General features: G+C 50.3%; 17 protein-coding genes and 1 pseudogene. 15 read left to right on the top strand and 3 right to left on the bottom strand.

Annotation, left to right across the window (positions count from 1 at the left end; translation table 11 throughout):
• Positions 1-178: 178 nt before the first annotated feature.
• Positions 179-2242: a beta-galactosidase gene (locus QW71_RS02370; RefSeq protein ID WP_039292737.1), complete on the bottom strand. Its 2064-nt coding sequence runs from the start codon at positions 2240-2242 to the stop codon at positions 179-181.
• A 144-nt stretch (positions 2243-2386) separates the two neighbouring features.
• On the opposite strand from QW71_RS02370, the gene QW71_RS02365 reads away from it, so the two are divergent.
• From QW71_RS02365 to QW71_RS02345, 5 genes and pseudogenes are all read left to right on the top strand, one after another.
• Complete coding sequence (locus QW71_RS02365) at positions 2387-3220, top strand: AraC family transcriptional regulator (RefSeq protein WP_039292734.1); 834 nt, start codon at positions 2387-2389, stop codon at positions 3218-3220.
• Positions 3221-3403: 183 nt separating this feature from the next.
• Positions 3404-6016, top strand: coding sequence for a hypothetical protein (locus QW71_RS02360; protein WP_039292905.1), 2613 nt, complete (start codon positions 3404-3406; stop codon positions 6014-6016).
• 48 nt (positions 6017-6064) lie between these two features.
• Positions 6065-6730, top strand: a pseudogene (locus tag QW71_RS02355) (ABC transporter ATP-binding protein); the annotation flags it as partial.
• Between the two features lie 215 nt (positions 6731-6945).
• A complete protein-coding gene (locus QW71_RS02350) occupies positions 6946-8337 on the top strand; it encodes an ABC transporter permease (protein WP_200905874.1) in 1392 nt (463 codons plus the stop codon).
• Between the two features lie 24 nt (positions 8338-8361).
• Positions 8362-9465 carry an efflux RND transporter periplasmic adaptor subunit gene (locus tag QW71_RS02345; protein WP_306766017.1) on the top strand — a complete coding sequence of 368 codons (1104 nt, stop codon included), beginning with the start codon at positions 8362-8364 and terminating at the stop codon, positions 9463-9465.
• A gap of 58 nt (positions 9466-9523) precedes the next feature.
• Here the strand turns inward: QW71_RS02345 and nagZ are convergent, their stop codons facing one another.
• Positions 9524-10891: a beta-N-acetylhexosaminidase gene (nagZ, locus tag QW71_RS02340; protein WP_047013568.1), complete on the bottom strand. Its 1368-nt coding sequence runs from the start codon at positions 10889-10891 to the stop codon at positions 9524-9526.
• A gap of 116 nt (positions 10892-11007) precedes the next feature.
• Between nagZ and QW71_RS02335 the strand changes: the two genes are divergently transcribed.
• The 5 genes from QW71_RS02335 to QW71_RS02315 all read left to right on the top strand — a co-directional run bounded on the left by QW71_RS02335 (position 11008) and on the right by QW71_RS02315 (position 14827).
• Positions 11008-11511 (top strand): ferritin, encoded by a 504-nt coding sequence (locus tag QW71_RS02335; protein ID WP_039292730.1) that lies wholly within the window; start codon positions 11008-11010, stop codon positions 11509-11511.
• Between the two features lie 326 nt (positions 11512-11837).
• Positions 11838-12701, top strand: a complete 864-nt coding sequence (locus tag QW71_RS02330) for a cation diffusion facilitator family transporter (protein ID WP_039292727.1) — start codon at positions 11838-11840, stop codon at positions 12699-12701.
• Between the two features lie 120 nt (positions 12702-12821).
• Positions 12822-13727, top strand: a complete 906-nt coding sequence (locus QW71_RS02325; protein WP_039292725.1) for an NUDIX domain-containing protein — start codon at positions 12822-12824, stop codon at positions 13725-13727.
• A gap of 202 nt (positions 13728-13929) precedes the next feature.
• Positions 13930-14343 carry a bacteriohemerythrin gene (locus QW71_RS02320; RefSeq protein WP_081969990.1) on the top strand — a complete coding sequence of 138 codons (414 nt, stop codon included), beginning with the start codon at positions 13930-13932 and terminating at the stop codon, positions 14341-14343.
• Between the two features lie 67 nt (positions 14344-14410).
• Positions 14411-14827 (top strand): HIT family protein, encoded by a 417-nt coding sequence (locus QW71_RS02315; RefSeq protein ID WP_039292722.1) that lies wholly within the window; start codon positions 14411-14413, stop codon positions 14825-14827.
• A gap of 40 nt (positions 14828-14867) precedes the next feature.
• Here QW71_RS02315 and QW71_RS39650 read toward each other — a convergent pair whose 3' ends face one another.
• Positions 14868-15497: a hypothetical protein gene (locus QW71_RS39650; RefSeq protein WP_152679674.1), complete on the bottom strand. Its 630-nt coding sequence runs from the start codon at positions 15495-15497 to the stop codon at positions 14868-14870.
• A gap of 207 nt (positions 15498-15704) precedes the next feature.
• On the opposite strand from QW71_RS39650, the gene QW71_RS02305 reads away from it, so the two are divergent.
• From QW71_RS02305 to QW71_RS02285, 5 genes are all read left to right on the top strand, one after another.
• Positions 15705-16895 carry a metallophosphoesterase gene (locus QW71_RS02305; RefSeq protein WP_047013567.1) on the top strand — a complete coding sequence of 397 codons (1191 nt, stop codon included), beginning with the start codon at positions 15705-15707 and terminating at the stop codon, positions 16893-16895.
• A gap of 979 nt (positions 16896-17874) precedes the next feature.
• Complete coding sequence (locus tag QW71_RS02300) at positions 17875-18453, top strand: MarR family winged helix-turn-helix transcriptional regulator (RefSeq protein ID WP_235441363.1); 579 nt, start codon at positions 17875-17877, stop codon at positions 18451-18453.
• A 2-nt stretch (positions 18454-18455) separates the two neighbouring features.
• The gene (locus QW71_RS02295; protein ID WP_039292719.1) at positions 18456-19289 is read left to right on the top strand and encodes an NmrA family NAD(P)-binding protein; all 834 of its coding nucleotides are present in this window, start codon (positions 18456-18458) and stop codon (positions 19287-19289) included.
• Positions 19290-19361: 72 nt separating this feature from the next.
• Positions 19362-20039 carry a response regulator transcription factor gene (locus QW71_RS02290; RefSeq protein WP_039292716.1) on the top strand — a complete coding sequence of 226 codons (678 nt, stop codon included), beginning with the start codon at positions 19362-19364 and terminating at the stop codon, positions 20037-20039.
• Positions 20036-21421: a cell wall metabolism sensor histidine kinase WalK gene (locus QW71_RS02285; protein WP_039292713.1), complete on the top strand. Its 1386-nt coding sequence runs from the start codon at positions 20036-20038 to the stop codon at positions 21419-21421. The genes QW71_RS02290 and QW71_RS02285 overlap by 4 nt, the downstream gene beginning before the upstream one ends.
• The last annotated feature ends 63 nt before the right edge of the window (positions 21422-21484 follow it).

Genomic DNA, 21484 nt, shown 5'->3' with positions numbered 1-21484 from the left:
GCTTTGATATCCTCCAATTCATACGCCAACTTCGCCGCCGGCAGATAACAGAGTAAAAGGATTCCGTAACCGCAGAGCAATCTGCAGCAGCAAAAGGGTTCCGCTATCCGCAGAGCAATCTGCGGCGGCGGAACCCTTTTATATTGATATAGTCATGCCTTAGACTTCATAGCAATTGTTATTCCAGCACCAGAACGCCATATCCATCCAGCGTATAACTTCCCGTGACGGTTTGTCCGCTCAGCAGATCCGTTCTGGATTCCTTAAGCACGATCTCTGCCGGCTCTTCACTATAGTTAAGCAGGAAGGTGAGTCCTGCAGCGGTATCTCCCTCAGAAGCGCGGATCTGCAGCTCAATCTCCGGCGGCAATTCCAGCCATTCGGCAGCTGGTGAATTCAGCCCCAAACTTCCGATCATTTGCAGCACGGCCTGCTCATTGAATACAGCCCCGTAGTACCAGACTTCCCCCTTGCCGCGCTTGTTGCGGGTTACCGCCGGTTTGCCGGCATAATAATCGGTAGCGTAGGTTCCCATAACCTCGACACTGTCCTCTTCCACATGGAGAATATCATTGAAAGCATCCGCACCCGTGAGCGTCCCTGGATTGTTCGTCCAACGGATCGAGGTAGGCTGACGTGTTCCTTTGACCATAGTGAACTCTTCAACGGTTACACCGCACATCTCCTGAGCTGCTCCGGGAAAAGGCCGCATATAACATTGTCCGGAGGTATCCTTGTATCCGGTGCGGCAGCCGAAGATCACCTTCCCGCCTTGCTGTACATATTGATCCAGCAGGGCCGCTGTGTCGTCGCTCATAATGGCTGGATGCGGGTAGACCAGCACCTCGTAACGCACAAGCTCCGCAAGCGTTGTATTGCTGCGCATATAGAGAACATCATTGGGGATATGCTTCCGCTGCAGTGCCTTGAACCATTCCTTGTTGCTCTGCCACATGAATGGCCCGTGCCAGACGTCATATTCCCCGTCCCACTCATTATCATAATCCCGCACGATGGCGATATTAGCCTGAGTCCGGCTGCCGATGAAGGCTTTGCCGATCTTTGCCAGCTCCTTGCCGATCTGCTCAGCTTCCTTCACGCGCCGGTTCGGCTGGTTGTGATAGTCATTCAAGCCGTGCCAATAGATTTCGTTCCCCATAGTAGCTGTCCGCCAGCGGAAGTAGAGCAGCATATCTGCACCATGGGCGATAGACTGATAAGTCCACAGCCGCATCTGCCCGGGCTTCGGAGAAGGCATATCCATCCGGTTGACCCAACCGCCGGGTCCCGACTGCTGTTCCATCACACAGAAGTTGCTGCTGACCGAGCGGACCGCAGAGAGCGACAGTCCCCAGCCGCGGTCACGCAGCGGGTTGACCTCTGCCGGGTCAAAGTAAATGGTGGAGAATTGCGGATATGAATCATAGCTGAAGAAGTCCAGCAGCTCGTCATTCAGCTCATGGCTGTCCAGATGTCCGAATAAGCCGTTCGTAGTCACCCACTGGTCAGGAGCCAGTTCACGGAGGATATCCGCCTGGATCTTGGCAAAATAAATCGTGTTATAAGAGATGAAGCGCTTCTCATCCAGTGCCTGATGCGGATTGGGCTGGTTAGGCGAGGGGGTTGGCCGGGTCAGATAGACCTGTGACCAGCGTGTATAGGTCTGATTCCAGAATACAGTACCCCAGGCTTCGTTCAGCTTATCCAGTGTTACATATTTGTCCTGAAGCCATGTCCGGAAGGCAAGATGGTCACTCTCCGAGTAGAATACATTGACTTCACAGTTCAATTCGTTGTCAATCTGCCATCCGGACACACCGGGATGGCTGCCGTAATGCCCGGCAAGCTTAGTCACAATTCTGGCGCAGAGCTCGCGGTATTTGGGACTGCTGTAATTATAATGACGGCGCATGCCATGCTGCATCGTCACACCTTCATGAGTCACATTTAATACCTCAGGATATTGTTCGGTAAGCCAGGCGGGCGGAGTGGCAGTAGGTGTTCCCATAATCACCTTCAGCCCGTAGCTGTGCGCCAAATCTATAGCACGGTCAAACAGGCCGAATTGAAATTGACCTTCTTCCGGCTCAAAGACCGACCAGGCGAACTCGCCCAGACGTACAATTGTGAATCCGGTTTCAACCATACGGCGGTAATCATCCGCCCACATGGATTCAGGCCAGTGTTCGGGATAATAACAGACGCCAAGCTCGAATCGTTCTGCAGCAACAGGTTTCTTCATAGTAACCTCCAAGTGTAAATATATGCTTTATTGTTGGTACCAATCTATTGTATTATCAGCAGTGTATACACTTATATAACATAATATTGCTATTGTATTACTATATTGCGTGCTTGATTCAAGGCGGTGAGAAGAGGGGATCGTATGAAAAAGCATTATGTTCTACCGCAGCCAGCTTATGCTCATTATGTATGCTATCCGGAGATGCTGGGCCATTACAGCGACTTCCCGCAGCATGCTGAGCGCAGAAGCGAAGGTTTCCTGGGCAGCTATAACCTTCATATGGTCTTTGGCGGAGAAGGGTATGTGTTCCAGGAAGGGGAACGGATATCGATGAAGCGGGGGAGCGGATTTCTGTTCCCGCGGGGGGCTTACCAGCAATACGGTTCTGATCCGGGCCAGGCCTGGAATGTACGCTGGGTCCATTTCGGCACAGCTTTATCTTTGCCGATGCTGGAGGAGGCGGATCACTCCCGCGGTTATTTTTTCACCTTCGATCCCGGAACGGGCTATGAACCGGTCTTCGAGGAGATGTACAGGCTAAGTGCGGCTTATGAGACCCGGAGCGAACCGCGTCTGTCTACCCTGCTCTATGAGATTCTTGTGACGCTGATGCAGAATTCTGAGCCGTTGCACGGGTCGGTGCCGCTTGAGATCAGACATTCCATCCGGCTCACGGCCGACAGGATACACAGCGAATGCGAGCGGCCCTGGACACTGGAAGCGATGGCCAGGCTTGCCGGTTACAGCAGCTATCATTTTCTGCGGCTGTTCCGGAGCATAATGGGCAAGACGCCGAACCGTTATTTAAGTGACTGCCGGATGGCCCGCGCCAAGCTGCTGCTGGTCTCGACTGAGCTGTCTGTCGCGCAAATTGCGCTGCAGACCGGTTTTCACCAGTCCAGTTACTTCATTAAGGTCTTCAAACAGCTGGAAGGCATGCCGCCAAACCAGTACAGACGGTTGTTCAGCTCATAGAATCATAGTGTAGCCGAAACAATATTAACAAACTTTGTTACATTATCAGCGCTTTTTGTGCTGTACTTGACATGTTTTTGCCTGAGAAGGTTACAACCGGAGGCGAAGGGTTACAAAGTGGATACAATTTCCACGCTGTCTGCAACTATAATATTGCTAGTAAATACATCTGGAGGGAAATAAATGAGAAAGTATAGAGTTACATATGCTGCTCTGCTCGTGAGTACGCTTGTAGCCGGCCAGTTGGCCGGCAGCATCGCTGCCCCCGTTGCCGCCGCAGCCGCAACATCAAAGAACGCGGCGGCACCCGCCGCTGCACCAGCATTCAAATTCAATTCCGTTCCGCTGGGAGCCGGGGTGACTGCAGTCCTTGAGAACGTGAACATCTGGAGTCAGACCGGCGGAAATATCGTATCGTATACGCTGAAATATACCAATTCCGGTAATTCAAGCGCGAGTCTGCTGAAATATTTCTCACGGGTTGTAACACCTGGAGGTTCAGTGCTTCCGGGGAATCCGGTAGGTACGGATGCACTGAAGAAAAAAGTCGGCGCGAAAGAAAGTCTGAGCGTTACCTACTATGTAAATGTGGGACAAACTTCATCCTTGCAGGGCCTGAAGATCTCCATGCTGGTCTGGGACGCCAAGGCGAAGGGGTACTTGAAGCAGACGGGCTCTTACGCAGTTCCGGCGAATTACTCCACAGCTGCTGCAGCCGGTACAAGCCTGAATACCACCATGAACGACATTCCTGTTACAGCCAGTGCGGATTCACTGCAGCTCTACAAATACGGCGGCAAAGTTTATGCCAAGGTTGGACTCAATCTGACCAATAAAGGAAATAAGGTGCTGGGTGATCCGGGGTATTCCGCGTATCTGGTATCCGCCAGCGGGACTTCCTTTGAGCTTGCATTAAGCAGCACCCAGGCAGATTACAAGATTCAGCCGCAAGAGAAGCGGAGCATCTATTATCTGGCCGAAATACCAGCCTACCTTAAGACGGATAATATGAAGCTTCAATTTACGCAAAAGGATGAAACTACGAAGCTGGAGCTACCGAAATCGGCCTATAAGCTTCCAGCGGCCACATCACCTAATCTGGTCGTCGGCAGCGGCGTAGTCAAAAAAATCGTTGTGAACAGCAATACCATAGAAACGCTGATACGCAATGCCAATGTATATTCACAGGATGCTGATGCGGTATGGACTTTTCAGATGCAGATCAAGAATACCGGCAACAAAGCAGTAACGCTTCCAAGCTATGAGCTGGCGGTCAAATCCCAGAAAGGCACAACCTTCCCGGTGAGTGCGAAGGGGTTAAGCGGAGTTACGCTCAAGCCGCTAGAGACCAAAATTATTCCGCTTACGGTCCGCGTACCGCTTGAAGTGGAGCAGTCCGGCCTGCAGCTCATGATGATAGAGTCGGTAGGCGCGGACAATATAAGCGGGCCTGATTCATCCGGGACCAGCGAGGGAGCGGGAACTACCGGTACTCCGGGCACTCCGGCTCCGGCAAGTCCTGTGACCACGACCACTAAGATGATTTTCCCTGTAGCCTACTTCGTCATTCCTTACGCGCTTCGTACTGAGGTAATGACTGGCCAGGAGTACTTGAGTACGAATTCTTACGGTTCCTTCTCATACAGTATTCAATCTTTGCAGCGTTACCCATGGAGAGATGATGACATTGTAGCTGCAAGACTGAGAATCACCAACACACAGACTGTGTCACTTACGATCCCGGAGCTGAAGGGTTCAATCAAGCTTGACAATGACAGTCTGCCCGTGACTACGGAGTTGTATATGGACAACAAGGAATCATCGGTGCTAGCCCCCGGTAAATCGGTGGAATTGTATGTACTTGGCAAAATAGCCTACACGTCAGAGTTCCGGGACATGCGGGTTGCCTTATACGGCACACAGAATTCGGAAAGTGTTCCGTTCCTGGATCTCAGTGTCAACAACTCGATCAATAGTATCCCGACCATTGCGCAGGGCAAGAGCTACACTATAAGCAAAAAAGGTAAAGCGGCAAGTTTGAAGGAGAACAAAACCACTGTATATGAAGGAGAGAATTACAATCTGGTCTACACGGAGCTTCTGCTGAGCAGTGAAGAGAAGCGACAGAGCAAGATGGCCCGGCTGCAGGCCTACTACAAAACCAAAGATGGACAATATTTTGAAGCAAGCTCCAGCCAATCGGATAACAGTGCTTCTCCAGGTGCCAAACAGCTGGTAGTATTCTGGACCAAGCTGCCCAAAGCTGCTGATATCGCGGACATTTCACTCTACCTGGGTGCCGGTACCAACGGAGGCAAGCTGATTGAGAGTAAAGAGGAAGCGACCGGATTTGTGGATGTAGCTGCACTCCAACTGAATCCGCAGGGTAATGTACCTGCTACTACACTGGCTTCGACTGTGTTATATCCGTATACAATTTCCGTGCAGAGCTCTGAAGGCAAGCATCTGAGGTCATCGGATACCCTGGATATTACGATCAACTATGGCTTGAAGCGGGATAACCAGTATGATGCGGGAGCGCTTGAACATAAGCTGATTCTGCAGATTACCGATCCGTTCGGAATCTCTACAGAGAAGACACTTACACTCGGAACAGATCTGACCGAAGGAACCAACAACCAGTATTCGCTCTCTATCAGCAGAACCCTGTACAAAACGATGGGTGGAGGGGCCTACTCCTTAACATTCTATGATGAATTCCAGGGTGAGCGCATAAAGCTGGGCAGCCAGGCTTATGCAGTCACCAATGTGAATCCGGCCAAGCCCGAGGAATGATCTTCATAAATCAAACTAAATATACCGGTTAAAAAAGGAGCAGCTTCCATGTTGCGTGTTGAAGATATTACGCATTCGTACAAAAGCGGTAATGAATGGACATCCGTTCTTCATAAAATCAATTTTGCTGTCAAGGAGGGGGAGATGGTTGCACTACTGGGCAGTTCGGGGTCCGGCAAGTCGACGCTTCTTAATCTGATGGCCGGCTTGATGAAGCCTACGGAAGGTCATATCTTCATTGCCGACAAAGACATTGTGAAGATGGGCGAGAATAAGCTTGCCGAGTTCCGGCGCAAGCATATCGGATTTATCTTTCAGGCATATGAGCTGATTACAAGCCTTACGGTCCGTGAGAATGTGGAGCTGCCGCTGGTCTTCCAGTCGGTCTCTCCCAGGGACCGCAAGGCGAAGGCGCTTGCGCTGCTGGAGCAGGTGGGGATTCCCGACAAGGCGGATTTATTTCCTTCGCAGCTCTCCGGGGGACAGCAGCAGCGGGTCAGTATTGCACGGTCGCTGATCACAGAGCCGTCGGTCATCTTCGCTGATGAGCCGACGGGGAACCTGGATTCCAAGACCGAGGAGGAGATTATCAGCATTCTGCTGAATCTGAACCGTACGATGAAGACCACGTTTATTGTGGTTACCCATGAATACAAGGTGGCTGAACAAATGCAGCGGATTTTTACGCTCAAGGATGGCTTCCTGATTACAGAATCGCAGAGAGAAGTACAGGTTGAAGAGCAAATAGCCGAGGAAGCTGAACAGGAAGCAGTGGTAGTGGTTGAAGTTGAAGAGCAATTAGCTGCAGAAGCTGAGCAGGAAGCTCTAGAGACAGAACACCAGACATCAGCAGCGGATGAACATCTGACCGCTGAAGAACCTGAACACCAGACGCCTGCAGAAGCTAAGCCTGCAGAGGGAGGGAAGCCGTGAAGATCAGAGATATTTCACGGATGGCCTGGGAACAGGTCAAACGGCGCAAGGTGGTCACAGGTCTATGTATGACCGGGATTTCCATCGGCTGCGCAGCAATTATCGTGGCCTTGAGTGTGGGCCAATCTGCTCAAGTCTATGTGACCGAACAGGTGAACCAAAGTTTCAAAATGGACGAAATTATGGTCTCGCCGGGCGGTGGGATTCCTTCAAACGGCAAGGGCGGCAGCGGAGGCGGCGGTTCTGGAGAGGTGAATGAGAACCTCGACCCGGGCAAGCTGACCGACCAGAAGCTGAAGATTATCCAGGGACTGAATCATGTGAAGGCCGCTTCACCTTTTCAAGAGGCCGGATATCTGCAGCTGGTGACGATCGACAATAAGATTGCTGATGTCAGGATCATTGTCGCAGATCTGCAGATGCTGACGGAATACGATCATAAATTTAAGCAGGGCGGAGCGAATGGCCAGCCGGGAACGATCGTGCTCAATTACGGGGCGACGCTGGGCTTAATCGACTTGGAGACCCGCCAGAAGCTTTATGAAAGTATGGGCAATGATCCGTTCAATCAGGATATTCAGGAGCAGTATAGAAAACTATCGATCCAGCCCTCCGAGCTGTACCGCAAGCAGATTCAGATTCAGGCGCAGGACTATAGCACAATTACACCTGCGACGAAGCTTAGCTCCCCGCTTCAGGTGGGCGGCATTCTGGAAGGAGCAAAAGGGATCGACGATATGCAGGCTTCGTATGACAAGATTATGTATATATCACCTGAAACTGCAGCGCAGCTCTCCAAGGAACTGGTATTTGATAATTCCACCACCAGTGTCCTCAATCTCCCGGAAGAGGGAAGCTATAACGCAGTTACAGTCAAAGTGGATGATGTGGCGAACATCAAGTCGGTGGAGCAGACGATTCAGAAGCTGACACTGAACGCTCAAGACAATCTGTTCCAGCAGGAGATGCTGAAGGAACAATTTGACATGATTAAGATGGCAGCACTCGGAATCGGCGTATTCATTCTGATCATCGCCTCGATCTCCATTATTGTGGCCATGACGATGTCCACCCATCAGCGCCGCCGGCAGATTGGTATTATGAAAGTCCTGGGGGCTAACATGGGTCAGATCCGCAATATGTTTATAACAGAAGCCGCGCTTCTGGGATTGCTGGGCGGACTGCTTGGTGTCTTGTTCTCCTATTTAATTGTCATGGGGCTTAATAAGCTGGTCGGTTCGGCAGGCGATGGGATGAATTTCTTCATCCCGCCGATGAATTTGCCGATCGGGATGTCTTTTGCCATTATGACCGGAGTTCTGTCCGGAATCTATCCGGCCATCAGCGCCTCCCGAACAGATGCGTTGACCGCCATTAAACGAGATTAAGCCTAAGCTAGAAAGGAAGCCGAAATGATGAAGAGGACTCTAAAGAAGAGCCTGAAGTGGATCATAATCTTAGGTATCATCAGTACCGCAGGTTATCTGGGTTATACCAAATTCTTCAAGGGCAAGGAGGCGGCAGAGCTTCCGCCGGAAACGATGCAGGTAATCAGTTTCCCGGTAACGGAGGAGACGCTGACCAGCTCGATACAGGTAAAAGGAAGATCGCAATACCAGCAGGAGACGCTGGTGTATGCACCGTTTGCCTCTAAGGTGACCGCCTGGAAAGTAGAGAACGGGGCACAGGTCAAGAAAGGGGACGTCCTCTTTACCCTGGATCAGAGCATACTTCGCAATGAGATTGCGACGGCAGAAGCTGCCAACCGCAAAACGAAGCTGGAGGCGGAGCTGAACGCTTTTGTCAGCCAGCAGGAGGATGATAGTGCGGCTCCGGCCGGTACGGAAGCGGAACGGCTGAAGGCGCTGGCTGCCCAGGAGGCTGCGCGGCTGAACGACGAGCTGAATCAGGTGAATGCGGAAATCCAGGCCAAGGAGCTTGCGGATAAAAAAACGAAGCTGAACACGGCCGTCTATCATGCACCCGAGAACGGCATCTTCCTCTACGACAGCAGTACTGAACGTCCGCAGACGGTTACAGATAACCAGTACATCGGCAAGATCGTTGATCTGAACAAGCTGGAGTTCATTGCACAGGTCGGAGAGCAGGATATCTTCCGTATCAAAAAAGGGATGAAGGTACAGGTGAAGATGACAGCGATGAAGGATCTGATCCTTAATGGGGAAGTAACCGAGGTATCCAAATTTGCGACGACGACCACCGGCCAGAACACGGCTGGGCAAATTCCGCAATTCGAAGTAGTCATCTCCCTGCAGCCTGACGAGCATCTGATCGGTGGCCTCAGCCTCAGCGGTGACATCGAGACCTCACGGAAAGAGAAGGCGGTAGTGGTCTCCAGTATTGCTGTAGTCCATGAAGGTGATCTGGCCTATGTCATGCTGGACAAAGGAAACGGCAAATATGAGCGGACGGAGATCAAGGTCGGTATGGAAACGACAGAGAAGACCGAAGTACTCTCAGGCTTGAAGGCTGGAGATACGGTAGTTCTTCAGTAAAAATCAGCAAAAAACCTGCGTTCCGTTGAAATCCGGAATGCAGGTTTTTTGGTGCAAGCTATTGCTGAAATGGCTTACGCCATGCTTTGATATCGCTGTTCAGCCCGGAAAGATCCGGGACGGGGACCGCCTGATCGGTCAGCTCATATTTGGCTTTCAGCGCAAGAATGCGGTAGACACTTTCATCAATCCGTGCCTCTGTGATCGTACCGTCCTTCACGCTGCTGAGCAGAGCGGCCCGCACCGCCTGCTCATTCTTGTACTCGTGGGCGACCAGCAGAATATCACTGCCGGCCCGTACAGTATCGACTGCAGCCGCAGCGAGGCTGTAGTTCTTGACGATAGCGCCCATCGTAAGATCATCGGTTATAATGACTCCCTTGAAGCCCATCTCTCCGCGCAGCTGCTCACCGATGATTCCTTGGGACAGGGAAGCGGGTTTCTCAGGGTCCAGCTTCGGATACAGGATATGGGCTACCATTACAGCATCTGCCTTCTCCTTAATGGCCGCCTGGAAAGGCAGCCATTCCAGCTTGGCGAGCTGCGCCTCTGTTTTGTTAATTACCGGCAGCTCCAGATGGGAATCGACGGAAGTATCCCCATGGCCGGGGTAATGCTTCACTACAGGCACAATTCCTTCAGACTCCAAGCCCTTCATTTCGGCGATGCCGAGGCGGACTACAAGATCTGCAGTGCTGCCGAAGGAGCGGTCGCCAATAACCGGGTTATCCGGATTGCTGTTAATATCTAGGACAGGTGCGAAATCCATGTTGAAGCCGGAGGACTTCACCGCCCGGGCCAGAAGTTCGCCCATCGTTCCGGCAGCGGCAGCACTATTCTCTTTCCCTACTGCTGCATTGGAAGGGAACACTGCATATTCATCAGGAAGTCTGCTCACCTTGCCGCCTTCCTGGTCCACGCTCATGAACAGCGGGGCCGGATTGCCGTTATTGCTCTTCTTCAAGGCATTGGTCAGACTGACCAATTGCTTCAGGCTGCTGATATTATCGGAATAGAGGATGATTCCGCCTACCTTGTCTTCGGCAATCATCTTCTGTGCGGCTGACTCTGCCGTAGTTCCATCGATTCCGACCAGCAGCATCTGCCCGATCTTGTCCTCCAGTGTCATTCCGGCTAGCTTCCGGGCGATATCGTCGTTAGTGTCTGTACTGTTTGCTGCCGAAGCAGGAGTAGCGGAAGGCTGGACACTGGCTGCAGGTGTTTCTGCTGCTGTTGCTGCCGGTGTAGTCACCGGAGCAGAGGGAGAAGCTGATGCCGGTGCCCGCGAAGGACCCGTGCCTGCCTGTGCAGAGCTTCCGCTTCCTTCACAACCGCTTGCCAGCAGAAGACATACAACGGTTGTCAAGAGGAGGAGCGGGTGCTGATGCGGGGTCGACTTATATTGCCGTGGGCTGAACCATTTCATTGTTGAGATTCGTCCTTTCGTTTGCTGATTGGCGGGTAGGAATGATAAGATGAAGTAGATTTTACATAAGAACTGCTTACTGTGTACACAAATGAGAAGGATGAGGTGACCTGTCAATGAAAGAACAATTAATGAACACGCTTAATGAACAGATGAATTTCGAGTTCTACTCCGCTCATGTATACCTGGCGATGGCCGCGTATTGTTCCGGTGAAAGTCTCGACGGATTTGCCAACTTTTTCCTGGTGCAGGCTGAAGAAGAGCGGTTCCATGCGATGAAAATCTACAAATTCCTCAATGACCGTGACTATCGTGCCACCCTTGCCGCCCTGCCGGAGCCGAACAATGAATATTCATCCATGCTGGATGCGTTCGAGCATGCCTTCGCCCATGAGCAGCAGAATACGAAGAAATTCTATCATCTGGCTGATTTGGCCCTCGATGAACGCGAGCATGCTACAATCTATTTCCTCAAATGGTTCATTGACGAGCAGGTGGAAGAAGAAGCGCTCTTCAGCAATATTATCGCCAAGCTCAAACGGATTGAAACGGACAGCAATGCCTTCTATATGCTGGATGCCGAGTTCGCCGCCCGTTCCTTTACACCGCCGGCGGAATAATATGATTCCGGACTTGTCCCTTTCGTTTGCTTTTACAGCGGATGCCTCCTTTATAAGGAGGGTATCCGCTTTTTAATGCGGCTGCCGTGACCGCTTCCTATTAGTTAGACGATGTTTGCAATGAAAAGTTACTGGGTTCTGCAGCAGGGAGTTGTGCTCAATGTTGAACCGGGGCAAACAATGTTGTGCGAGGCAACATACTTCCGGCTCCGCAACTCTATTTGGCGGGGTTAACTCTTGCGCCGTCCGGCAACACTGTTTCTCTAGACCCACCCGCTAGTCAGCGTGTAGTATGGAACAATACTATTATTTGGAGGTCCTTTTTCTTGGATAATTACAGCGATATCAAGCAAAGTGAAAAAGGGGCTTGGCTTAGTCTACTGGCCTACATACTGCTATCTGCCGTCAAATTGTTCATCGGCTCTGTTTCAGGCTCGCAGGCATTACTTGCGGACGGACTGAATAACAGCACCGATATTATTGCTTCCATAGCAATTTTGACAGGCCTGAAGATTTCCCGCAGACCCCCGGATTCCAATCACAGCTATGGTCATTTCAGAGCAGAGACAGTTGCTGCATTGATCGCCTCCTTCATAATGATTGCTGTAGGCTTTCAAGTGCTGTATCAGGGTGTCAACAAGTTCATTCAGCCTTCACTGGAAACCCCTGATCTAATTGCCGCGTGGACGGCAGCTGCCTGTGCTGTGATTATGATCGCTGTGTTTAGGTATAACATCAAGCTTGCCCGCAAATTGAACAGCAATGCGATGCATGCCGTTGCGCAGGATAACCGTTCGGATGCGCTCGTAAGCGTGGGTGCCTTCATTGGTATTATCGGCTCACAGTTCGGCATTCCGTGGCTTGATCCGCTCACCGCTACCATTGTCGGTCTGCTGATCTGCAAAACTGCTTGGGATATCTTCCGCAAAGCCACTCATGACCTGACAGACGGATTCGATGCAAGTGAGCTGGAGTTAATGAAGCAGACGGTATCGGAGATTGAAGGCGTAGAGTTAATTAAGGATATCAAAGCCCGCATTCACGGAAACAATGTACTAGTGGATACTACGGTACTTGTGGATTCCAGACTGAATGTGGTGCAGAGCCATGACATTACGGAAGAGATTGAAGATCAGTTGAAGGACCGCCATCAAGTAGCTACGGTGCTTGTCCATATTGAACCCTTGTGACGATATATAGATGGGTTCAACACCTTTTTACTTGACGCATTCCTCGGCAGCAGGTATATAATAACGATATGTTATTAACAATGGGATAATATTAAGATATTCCTATAAAGGAGCCTGCCAATGCCTAATCAACCCGTCACTGATCACAACGGTCTAACCGAGGAGCAGTTCCTGAAGACTTATGACGCCGGGAACTATGAACGTCCGTCTGTTGCTGTGGATATGCTGATCTTCACCGTAATGGAGGAGCAGCAGGATAATTACCGCAAGCTGGCGGAGAAATCACTGCAGCTTCTGCTGATACAGCGCGGTGAACATCCTTTTCTGGGACAATGGGCGTTGCCTGGAGGATTCGTGGGGATCCACGAAAGCGTAGAGGAGGCAGCCCGCCGGGAGCTGTACAGTGAGACTAATATTGATAATATTTATATGGAGCAGTTATATACCTGGGGCGATGTTCAGCGTGATCCGCGGATGCGGGTGATCAGCTGTTCTTATATGGCACTTGTGGACCGCAAAGCCTTGACTGTACAGGCAGGGGATGATGCGGCCGCAGCCGCCTGGTTTGAGGTTTCTTACAATATACTGGAGACCCGCCGCGAGGAGCTGGAGCAGGGTATCCGGCTGGAGACATTTGTGGAGATTATTCTGCAGAATGAACAGGCGAGGCTCAGCGGTGTGGTCAAGCTTACCGAAACCATCCGGGGCCATGTCCGCCATATGGACCGTGAGATTGTCCGGAGCTCGGGATACTCTTTTGACCATCTGATGATGGTGCAGGCTGCAATCGAACGCTTGCGCGGCAAAGCTGAGTATACCGATATTGTGTTCAATCTGATGCCGCCGCTGTTCACCTTGTCCGAGCTTCAGCGTGTGTATGAAATCATCCTTGGCAAAGAGCTGCTCGCCGCCGCATTCCGCCGCAAGATTGCTGAGCGGGTGATTGAGACGGATGAGAGTACCCGCGATGCCGGACACCGCCCGTCGAAGCTGTACAGATACAATCTGGAGTGGAATCTAACTTGAGAAAGCGAAATACAGGCTCGGATATGAACAGGTTAATGACTTAGCTATATCGTACTCCTTCCATAACAAACTGCAACGCCAATTCCGCAGAAAGTTGTTTTCTGCTGTCGTGTGATGTTGTTAATAGAAGTTTTATGCAGAAAAGCGGACAATGAATTATGCTTTTCATTATGTAATTTATGGAAAAGGGTAAGGTGAGTCAATGATTAACTGGAAGGATTCATATGACATAGGAGTAGAGAAGATTGACTGCCAGCACAGACAGCTGCTTGTGAAGCTGAATGACTTTTTTGAAGCGTGTACCAACCAGCAGGGCAAAGAGAAGATCGAAGAAACACTGAAGTTCCTTAAGGACTACACCGTGGAGCATTTCGGCAGTGAAGAGCAATTGATGAAGGACATCGACTTCCCCGAACTGACAGAACACCAGAAGACGCATGCTGAATTCGTACAGACCGTTCTGGATCTGGAAGAGAGCATTAAGACCAAAGGGGTATCCGTATTGTCAACAATCAAGCTTAACCGTACTTTGACTGACTGGCTGATTAATCATATTCACAAATGTGACAAGCTGATCGGGGACTGTATCGCTGCAAAAGGTAACAAAGCCGTTTAACTACATAATCCGGAATACGAAGATGCCGCTGGGCATTTTCTTTTTTTAGAGGGGAGAGAGGTGCAATATGGATTGCCTGGGATGCAGAATTGCTAATGGTATTGAACCAGACCTGGACATTATTTTCGAAAATGAACTTATCACTTGTGTACTTGATATCGCTCCGTTCAATGAAGGGCATACCCTGATTCTTCCTAAAAAGCATTACCTGGATACTGACGAGCTGGACCCGGAAACCGCGCATGCTGTTATGGATGCTTCGCAGAAGGTTACTGCGCTGCTCAAAAGCTTGTACAAACCGGATGGGATTAGAATTTGTGCTGACGGCGGTAAATTTAACGATCTGACCCATTACCATATGCATGTTGTTCCAAGGTACGAGGGTGATGGGTTGGCCTGGAGTGAGCCCTTGCACCCGGATGGTGCAGAGACGCGGCTAAACGAGACTAAAGCGAAAATTCTGAAAGCGTTAAGTGAAGTTTAAAAGGAGCCTGTTAGGCTCTTTTTTACTATGCATACACAGTTTAATAATCTTCCAGCAGCAATTCTTTATCCTCAGGCAGAAGTTTTGCAGCAAACGCTGATGGATCTTGTTTGGTATGCTCGATTGAATCAACAATCCAAGCATTATTGCCTTGTGTATAGCGGATAATCATTACTCCATCATCGTCTAGCTTATGTTCACTTGTTGCCACCTTTTGCTGATCAGAGTAATCAAAACTCATGAAGTAAGGATCAATGTTTTTCACATCGCTTACTGTACTTTCTCCGATGGTGATCTTGCTGAAACTATCCAAACTTAACAAGTGCGTTAATCTCCATACGTCAGAAACATAGCTGCTGCTCATGTACATTATAAAGATATGACTGCCGTCAGAAACATTTCGTATTTCATAGGAATAGCCTTTCATGCGTCTGGTGATATCGGCTTTTCCCAATTGCTTCTCAATTTCTGCCTTATGAAATGCAAAAGACATGCTCGAACGAATGGAATAGGGGATATTTGAAACGGAGCTTTTGTTAAGGTCTATTGGAGTGGTTTGTATATTTGCACTTGAATCACTGCCGGTTAATACGACAATCAGAATTAATAATGAAATGAATAGAGAAAGCTTTGAATAAATACTAAACGAAATCTTAAAAGAGTGCTCCAAGGAAATCCTCACCTTTCTCCCGCTTAACGTAAATAGTTACTCAACTGTTACACAGAACGGATTCGTTTTTATTCTGTTAAGTTCCTGCATGTGTCTAAGATTTTTCATAGTGGCGGAGCACAATTTATACCTCACTAATACTTTGTGATATGATCTGAAGTAGATATTATAGAAACTTACCTTAAGGGAGTGAATAGGGTGAAAAACATGCGCATGCTGGCTTCGGGAATTATCATGCTTCTTGTGCTTGGACTTGTTAATTTCTACATTGGATGGCATCTGTGGGTTCTGCTCCAGGAATGGCTGCCGGGTATTCATGCTGCTGCTTACTGGCCTGTCTTTCTTGTGATTGCCTTCTCTTATATTATTGGCAGAGTTCCGTTGCCGAAGGCGCTTAAGCCGGTTGGCCGGTTGTTCAAGGTGGTCGGCTCCTATTATTTGGCCTGTATGGAGTTTGCCGTGATTCTGCTGCCGTTGACCGATCTGGTATATGGAGTGCTGGCGCTCACCGGTGTGGGCCTCTCGGCGTTTGTGACCGAAGCTGGAGCTACCGTGCTGGCACTGCTTGCCGTATTCCTGCTATGGGGTTCACGTAATGCCTGGAGTACAGTGGTGCGGAGCCACAGACTGAAAGTCGATAAGTCTATCGGAACCAGCGTTCCGCTGACGGTAGCTGTCGCCTCCGACCTGCATCTGGGCAATATTGTCGGGAACCGCCATTTACGCCGAATGGTCTCAGAGATTAATGCGATGAATCCCGATATCGTGCTTCTGGCCGGAGATGTGCTGGATGACAGCATTGAACCTTTTATCCGCAATGGAATGGACCAGCAGCTGAAGCAGCTTAAGGCACGTTACGGGGTCTATGCTGTGCTGGGGAATCATGAGTATTATGGCGGTTCGATTGCACAGTACACTGAAGTGATGAATAACATCGGCATTAAAGTTCTGCAGGATGAGGTTGTGGAAACCTCGGGAGTATATGTTGTGGGCCGCAAAGACAAGACGGCGGAGGCGATGGAAGCGGGCGGACGGCTCAGTGTAGACGCTCTGCTGGACGGACTTGACCGCACGAAGCCGATTATTATGATGGATCATCAGCCGACCGGCTTCGAGCTTGCTGCGCGGGCTGGAGTGGATGTACTGCTGTCGGGACATACCCACCGCGGGCAGATTGCTCCGAATCACTGGATTACGAGACGCCTGTTCGAGTTGGACTGGGGTTATCTGCTCAAAGACAAGCTGCATGTCATTGTCTCCTCCGGCTACGGAACCTGGGGACCGCCGATCCGTCTGGCCAGCCGCTCTGAACTGATCAAGCTGGAGGTTGTTCTGGAGGGTAGTATGAGCTACAACGAAGAACCAGTGACTTCAACGGCTAAGGCGGTACTGATCTAACGATTGTCTATTGGAGGCAACATAATTGTACGTGAGCCATCTACTGTGCCCTGAACCATCTACTGTGCCCTGAACCATCTACTGTGACTGTACCATCTACCGGATCTGAACCATCTACCGTAACTGTACCATCTACTGGAACTGAACCATCTACCGTGACTGAACCATCTACTGTGACTGTACCATCTACCGTAGCTTGTACCTTCTACCGTATCCCTTGTGCCTTCCGCCATGCCCCCTTCCTTCGAACTAAAGGATAGGGGGTTTTATGTTGGTTTATGTTTGGGTGTAGGGCAAATTGTATAGTGGAAATCCGGCTAAACTACCTGAGGTTATGCGAAAAACGGAACAAAGCAGGCCTGATCCGATCAAGCGAGGGAAATCCTGTACAAAGTACGACATTTTTAATTCGATCCGGCTAATCTACCGGGAATCTTGCACAAAATACAACAATTCAGTCGGATAACCCGCTGAATCGTAAGAATTGTTGTAAATAGTACAACAATAGCCAATTTTACAAGTAAATAAAGAAAAAATCTTGCATTTAGTACAACAATCCGGGTTTAGTCCGGTTAAATCACCAGTAATTCTGAGCAAGAACCGAATGAATATCCAACCGTATGTCCAACCGAATGCTCAAACCAACCGAGTACTGAAATCGTATGATCAAACTAGTACCAATACCGCACACCCACACCCACACCCAAACTATGTGTCTTAAAAATGGTTTTTAGTATAAACTCACACCTGCCGGGGGCGCTCTGATGCAACATTTTGACAATAAGAGCTGGTTGAGTTAATCTCTATATAAAATATAGTTAAGCCATTAACTAAATTGAGCTTGCGGCATTAAGAGGCGTTAAGGGGTGTTATGTCTCGTTAAGGGGCGATAATTCTCGTTAAGCGGTGTTATGTCTCATTAAAGGGCGTTATGGACGGAACTCTGAATGATAGAATGGGTGATCAAATGGGTGAGCGGATGAATAAACCAGCCGATGAACAATTGAACGGACAGATGGATGATTCTATGAATGGACTTATGAATGAAGGAATGGATGATCGGATGGATGATCGAATGAATGATCGGATGGATGCACGAATGGATACTCTGCAAAAGTATGTGCTGGAGCTGCCGCTCCACAATGAGGTTTTCTTCGCTATGGTGGGAGCGACAGCCCATGCAGTAGCCGTATCCGAGAAATACTGGCAGGCTCAAGGGCTAAACGGGGCAAGAATCCGCGTACTGGTAGAGATTGCGAAGCAAGGGGGAGCGATACTCCCTTCGCTGCTCGCTGAGAGAATCGGTGTGACCAAAGCCAATATCAGCCTCCTGCTCACTCCGCTGGAGAAAGACGGTTATATCTCCCGTGCGGATCATGCCAAGGATGGCCGCAAGACGGTAATTTCGATTACCGAAGCTGGCCGCGCCCTGCTGTCTGAACAGCTGCCTGGAAACCGGAATGCTGTTGCCAGCGTGATGAAGCGTCTGGATGAAACGGAGCTGCACCAGCTGCTGGGTCTGCTGAACAAATTGAGCGAACATACAAGGGAGAAATAATAATGAAGATAATGATTACTGGCGCTACCGGACAATTGGGAAGTTTGATCGTAGAAAATTTGCGCAGCCGTATCCCCGCAGAACAGATTGTAGCCGGAGTACGGAAGCTTGAGCAGGCGGCGTATCTCCGGGAACAAGGGGTAGAAGTCCGTTATGCCGATTACGATGTGACGGAATCGCTGGACGAAGCCTTTCACGGGATATCCCGGCTGCTGCTAATCTCCAGCTCGAATACGGATGACGCCGTCCGTCTGATCCAGCACAAGCGGGTCATTGATGCAGCGAAGCGAAGCGGTGTCGGGCATATTCTCTATACGGGCTTTGCTTTTCCCCGGCAGAGATCAGAGCAGAGCAAGCCGGACAATGTGCACACGCTAACCGAGCAGGCGATTATAGAGTCCGGACTGGAATATACCTTTTTGCGCAATGCCCTATACATTGATTTCGTAGGGGTGCTGGGGCTGAAGGAAGCACTGTCCAGCGGGGAATTGATTACTGCTCCGGGAGAATGGAAGTTCAATTCGGTAACCCGTGGAGATCTCGCGCTGGCCGCTGCGGCTGTGCTTCTTGAAGGAGAACCAGGCAATCATATTTATGAGCTGGCCGCTGCACATACCTGGGATTTTGCAGATCTGGCTGAAGTATTAACCGGGGTTGCCGGGAAGCCGGTGGTACACCGTCAGGATGCCGCAGTTCAGCACTGGATCTATGCTTTTATGAGCAAGCTGGATACATCATCCACTTCAGGAGATTTGGAACGGCTAATGGGGCGTCCTGTCACACCGCTGAAGGAGAGCATTATGCCTTTTCTCACAAGGACGGGTGAAGGCTCATAGGCTTGTCTTGATAATGGTTTGTTGCTAGTATGATGTCATTGAATTCGGCAAGCCCGGAGGGAGAGCTTACAATTGAAAAAGATTATAGTAGCCGACGATGATGTCCATATCCGCACATTGCTGCGGCATGTCTTGACGAGAGAGGGGTATCATGTCCTGGAAGCCGGCGACGGCCGGGAAGCGGTAACCCTGATGCAGGAGCAGACTGTGGATCTCGCGGTGGTGGATGTGATGATGCCGCACATGGATGGTCTGGAGCTATGCTCGTACATAAGGGAAACATACGATATTCCGGTGATCCTCCTGACGGCCCGCCAGCAGCTCAGTGACAAGGAGCAGGGGTATCTGCGCGGGACGGATGATTATGTGACCAAGCCTTTTGAACCGGAGGAGCTGCTGTTCCGCATTAAGGCACTGTTCCGCCGTTATTCGATTGCCTCTGATGACAAAATCCGCCTGAACTCACTGGTGATTGACCGTAAGAATTATGAGATCAGTGACGGGAATGAGGTGCTTTTGCTGCCGGTGAAGGAATTCGAGCTTCTCGCCCAGCTGGCGCAATATCCCGGACGGCTGTTCTCGCGCAGTGAGCTGATCGAACGGGTCTGGGGAGCGGATTATGAAGGGGATGAGCGGACGGTGGATGTGCATATCAAACGGCTGCGCCAGCGGTTCAGCGACTACCAGAATGATTTCACGATCCGCACCGTACGCGGGATTGGCTACAAAGTGGACATGGTGAACACATGAGATCGCTGTATGTAAGAATGAGTATTGTGTTCTGCTCGGTTATAGTGATCAGCAGTGTACTGGGGTTCCTGGTTTCCAATCTATATTATCAGGCCAAAATCAAACCGCAGAACGATGCCAAGCTGACCAAAATGGCCATTGGCTTGCAGCAGTTCATTCAGGACCACCCGGATGCGGTGGAAGAGTATCTGCTGAGTACAGCCTCGTTAGGGTACAAGATGTATCTATCCAATGACAAAGGCGATGAACAATTCTACGGCCTGCCTTTCCGCAAAAATGACCTGCAGGAGGGAGCGCTGCAAAAGGTGCTGGCGGGGGGCATTTACCACGGAGTCGGTAATTTCCCCAGCTCAGCATTTATCACCGGCTTCTTCGATAATCAGCTCAGCAATTCGATTGGTGTACCTGTTCAGATCACCGGACAGACTTATGCATTGTTCATGCGTCCGGATGCTGAGGTGCAGTTTGGCGAGCTGCGGATCTTTTTTGCCGTGCTGATTGGCGTCATTATCTTATTCAGCCTGTGGTTTATGCTCATTACAGTATTCCATGTGGTGAAGCCCATAACACGGCTGACCGAGGCTACACTCAAAATATCCAAAGGTAGGTACGACATCAAACTATATACCGCCCGGCGCGATGAAATCGGCCAGCTGGCCTCCCATTTCATGACGATGAGCCGGGAGCTGGAACGGACAAACCGGGCGCGTCAGGAATTTGTCGCCAATGTCTCACATGAAATTGAATCTCCGCTGACGTCCATTCAGGGTTTTGCCCATGCTCTCAAAGACGGTGCGCTGCCCGAACCCCAGAGGCTGGAGTACCTGTCGATCATTGATGAAGAGAGCCGCCGGCTATCCGTGCTCAGCAAGCAGCTGCTCACTTTATCCTCACTCGACTATGAAGAACATGCCCTGCAGAAGCGAAGCTTCGACCTCCGTGCCCAGCTCCGCCAGGTCATGCAGATTATGGAATGGCATCTTACAGAGAAGGAGCTTGCGGTCCGGCTGCACGTAGCTGAAATTACACTGGAAGGCGACCCTAACCTGCTCTATCAGGTATGGATGAACCTGGTCTCGAATGCCGTGAAGTACACTCCGGCGGGCGGCACAATCAGTATTTCAGCACGTGCAGACGATCATACCTGCACTGTAACAGTGGCGGACAACGGTGAAGGGATTCCTGCGGAGCAGCTGCCGATGATCTTCGACCGGTTCTACAAAGTGGATCAGGCGCGCACCCGTGACAGCAACAGCAGCGGGCTGGGGCTGGCCATTGCACAAAAGATTATCCAGGCGCATAACGGTACGATCGAGGTGGCAAGTACGGTTGGAGAAGGGACTACCTTTACTGTCTCCCTGCCCAGCCACTATATTGATTGAGCAGACGTTTAGTAACAGATGAAAGCAGCGGAAGTCCAACATTCACCGCAGCCTGCGCATAAC

It is taken from the genome of Paenibacillus sp. IHB B 3415 (assembly GCF_000802655.2).
GTDB classification, from domain to species: Bacteria; Bacillota; Bacilli; order Paenibacillales; family Paenibacillaceae; genus Paenibacillus_AQ; species Paenibacillus_AQ phytohabitans.
This window is presented reverse-complemented; position numbering and strand designations above follow the sequence as displayed.

Coding starts and splice junctions, on each gene's coding strand:
- QW71_RS02370 (WP_039292737.1), bottom strand. CDS start 2,242: ATGAAGAAACCTGTTGCTGCAGAACGATTCGAGCTTGGCGTCTGTTAT.
- QW71_RS02365 (WP_039292734.1), top strand. CDS start 2,387: ATGAAAAAGCATTATGTTCTACCGCAGCCAGCTTATGCTCATTATGTA.
- QW71_RS02360 (WP_039292905.1), top strand. CDS start 3,404: ATGAGAAAGTATAGAGTTACATATGCTGCTCTGCTCGTGAGTACGCTT.
- QW71_RS02345 (WP_306766017.1), top strand. CDS start 8,362: ATGATGAAGAGGACTCTAAAGAAGAGCCTGAAGTGGATCATAATCTTA.
- nagZ (WP_047013568.1), bottom strand. CDS start 10,891: ATGAAATGGTTCAGCCCACGGCAATATAAGTCGACCCCGCATCAGCAC.
- QW71_RS02335 (WP_039292730.1), top strand. CDS start 11,008: ATGAAAGAACAATTAATGAACACGCTTAATGAACAGATGAATTTCGAG.
- QW71_RS02325 (WP_039292725.1), top strand. CDS start 12,822: ATGCCTAATCAACCCGTCACTGATCACAACGGTCTAACCGAGGAGCAG.
- QW71_RS02320 (WP_081969990.1), top strand. CDS start 13,930: ATGATTAACTGGAAGGATTCATATGACATAGGAGTAGAGAAGATTGAC.
- QW71_RS02315 (WP_039292722.1), top strand. CDS start 14,411: ATGGATTGCCTGGGATGCAGAATTGCTAATGGTATTGAACCAGACCTG.
- QW71_RS02305 (WP_047013567.1), top strand. CDS start 15,705: ATGCGCATGCTGGCTTCGGGAATTATCATGCTTCTTGTGCTTGGACTT.
- QW71_RS02300 (WP_235441363.1), top strand. CDS start 17,875: ATGAATAAACCAGCCGATGAACAATTGAACGGACAGATGGATGATTCT.
- QW71_RS02295 (WP_039292719.1), top strand. CDS start 18,456: ATGAAGATAATGATTACTGGCGCTACCGGACAATTGGGAAGTTTGATC.
- QW71_RS02285 (WP_039292713.1), top strand. CDS start 20,036: ATGAGATCGCTGTATGTAAGAATGAGTATTGTGTTCTGCTCGGTTATA.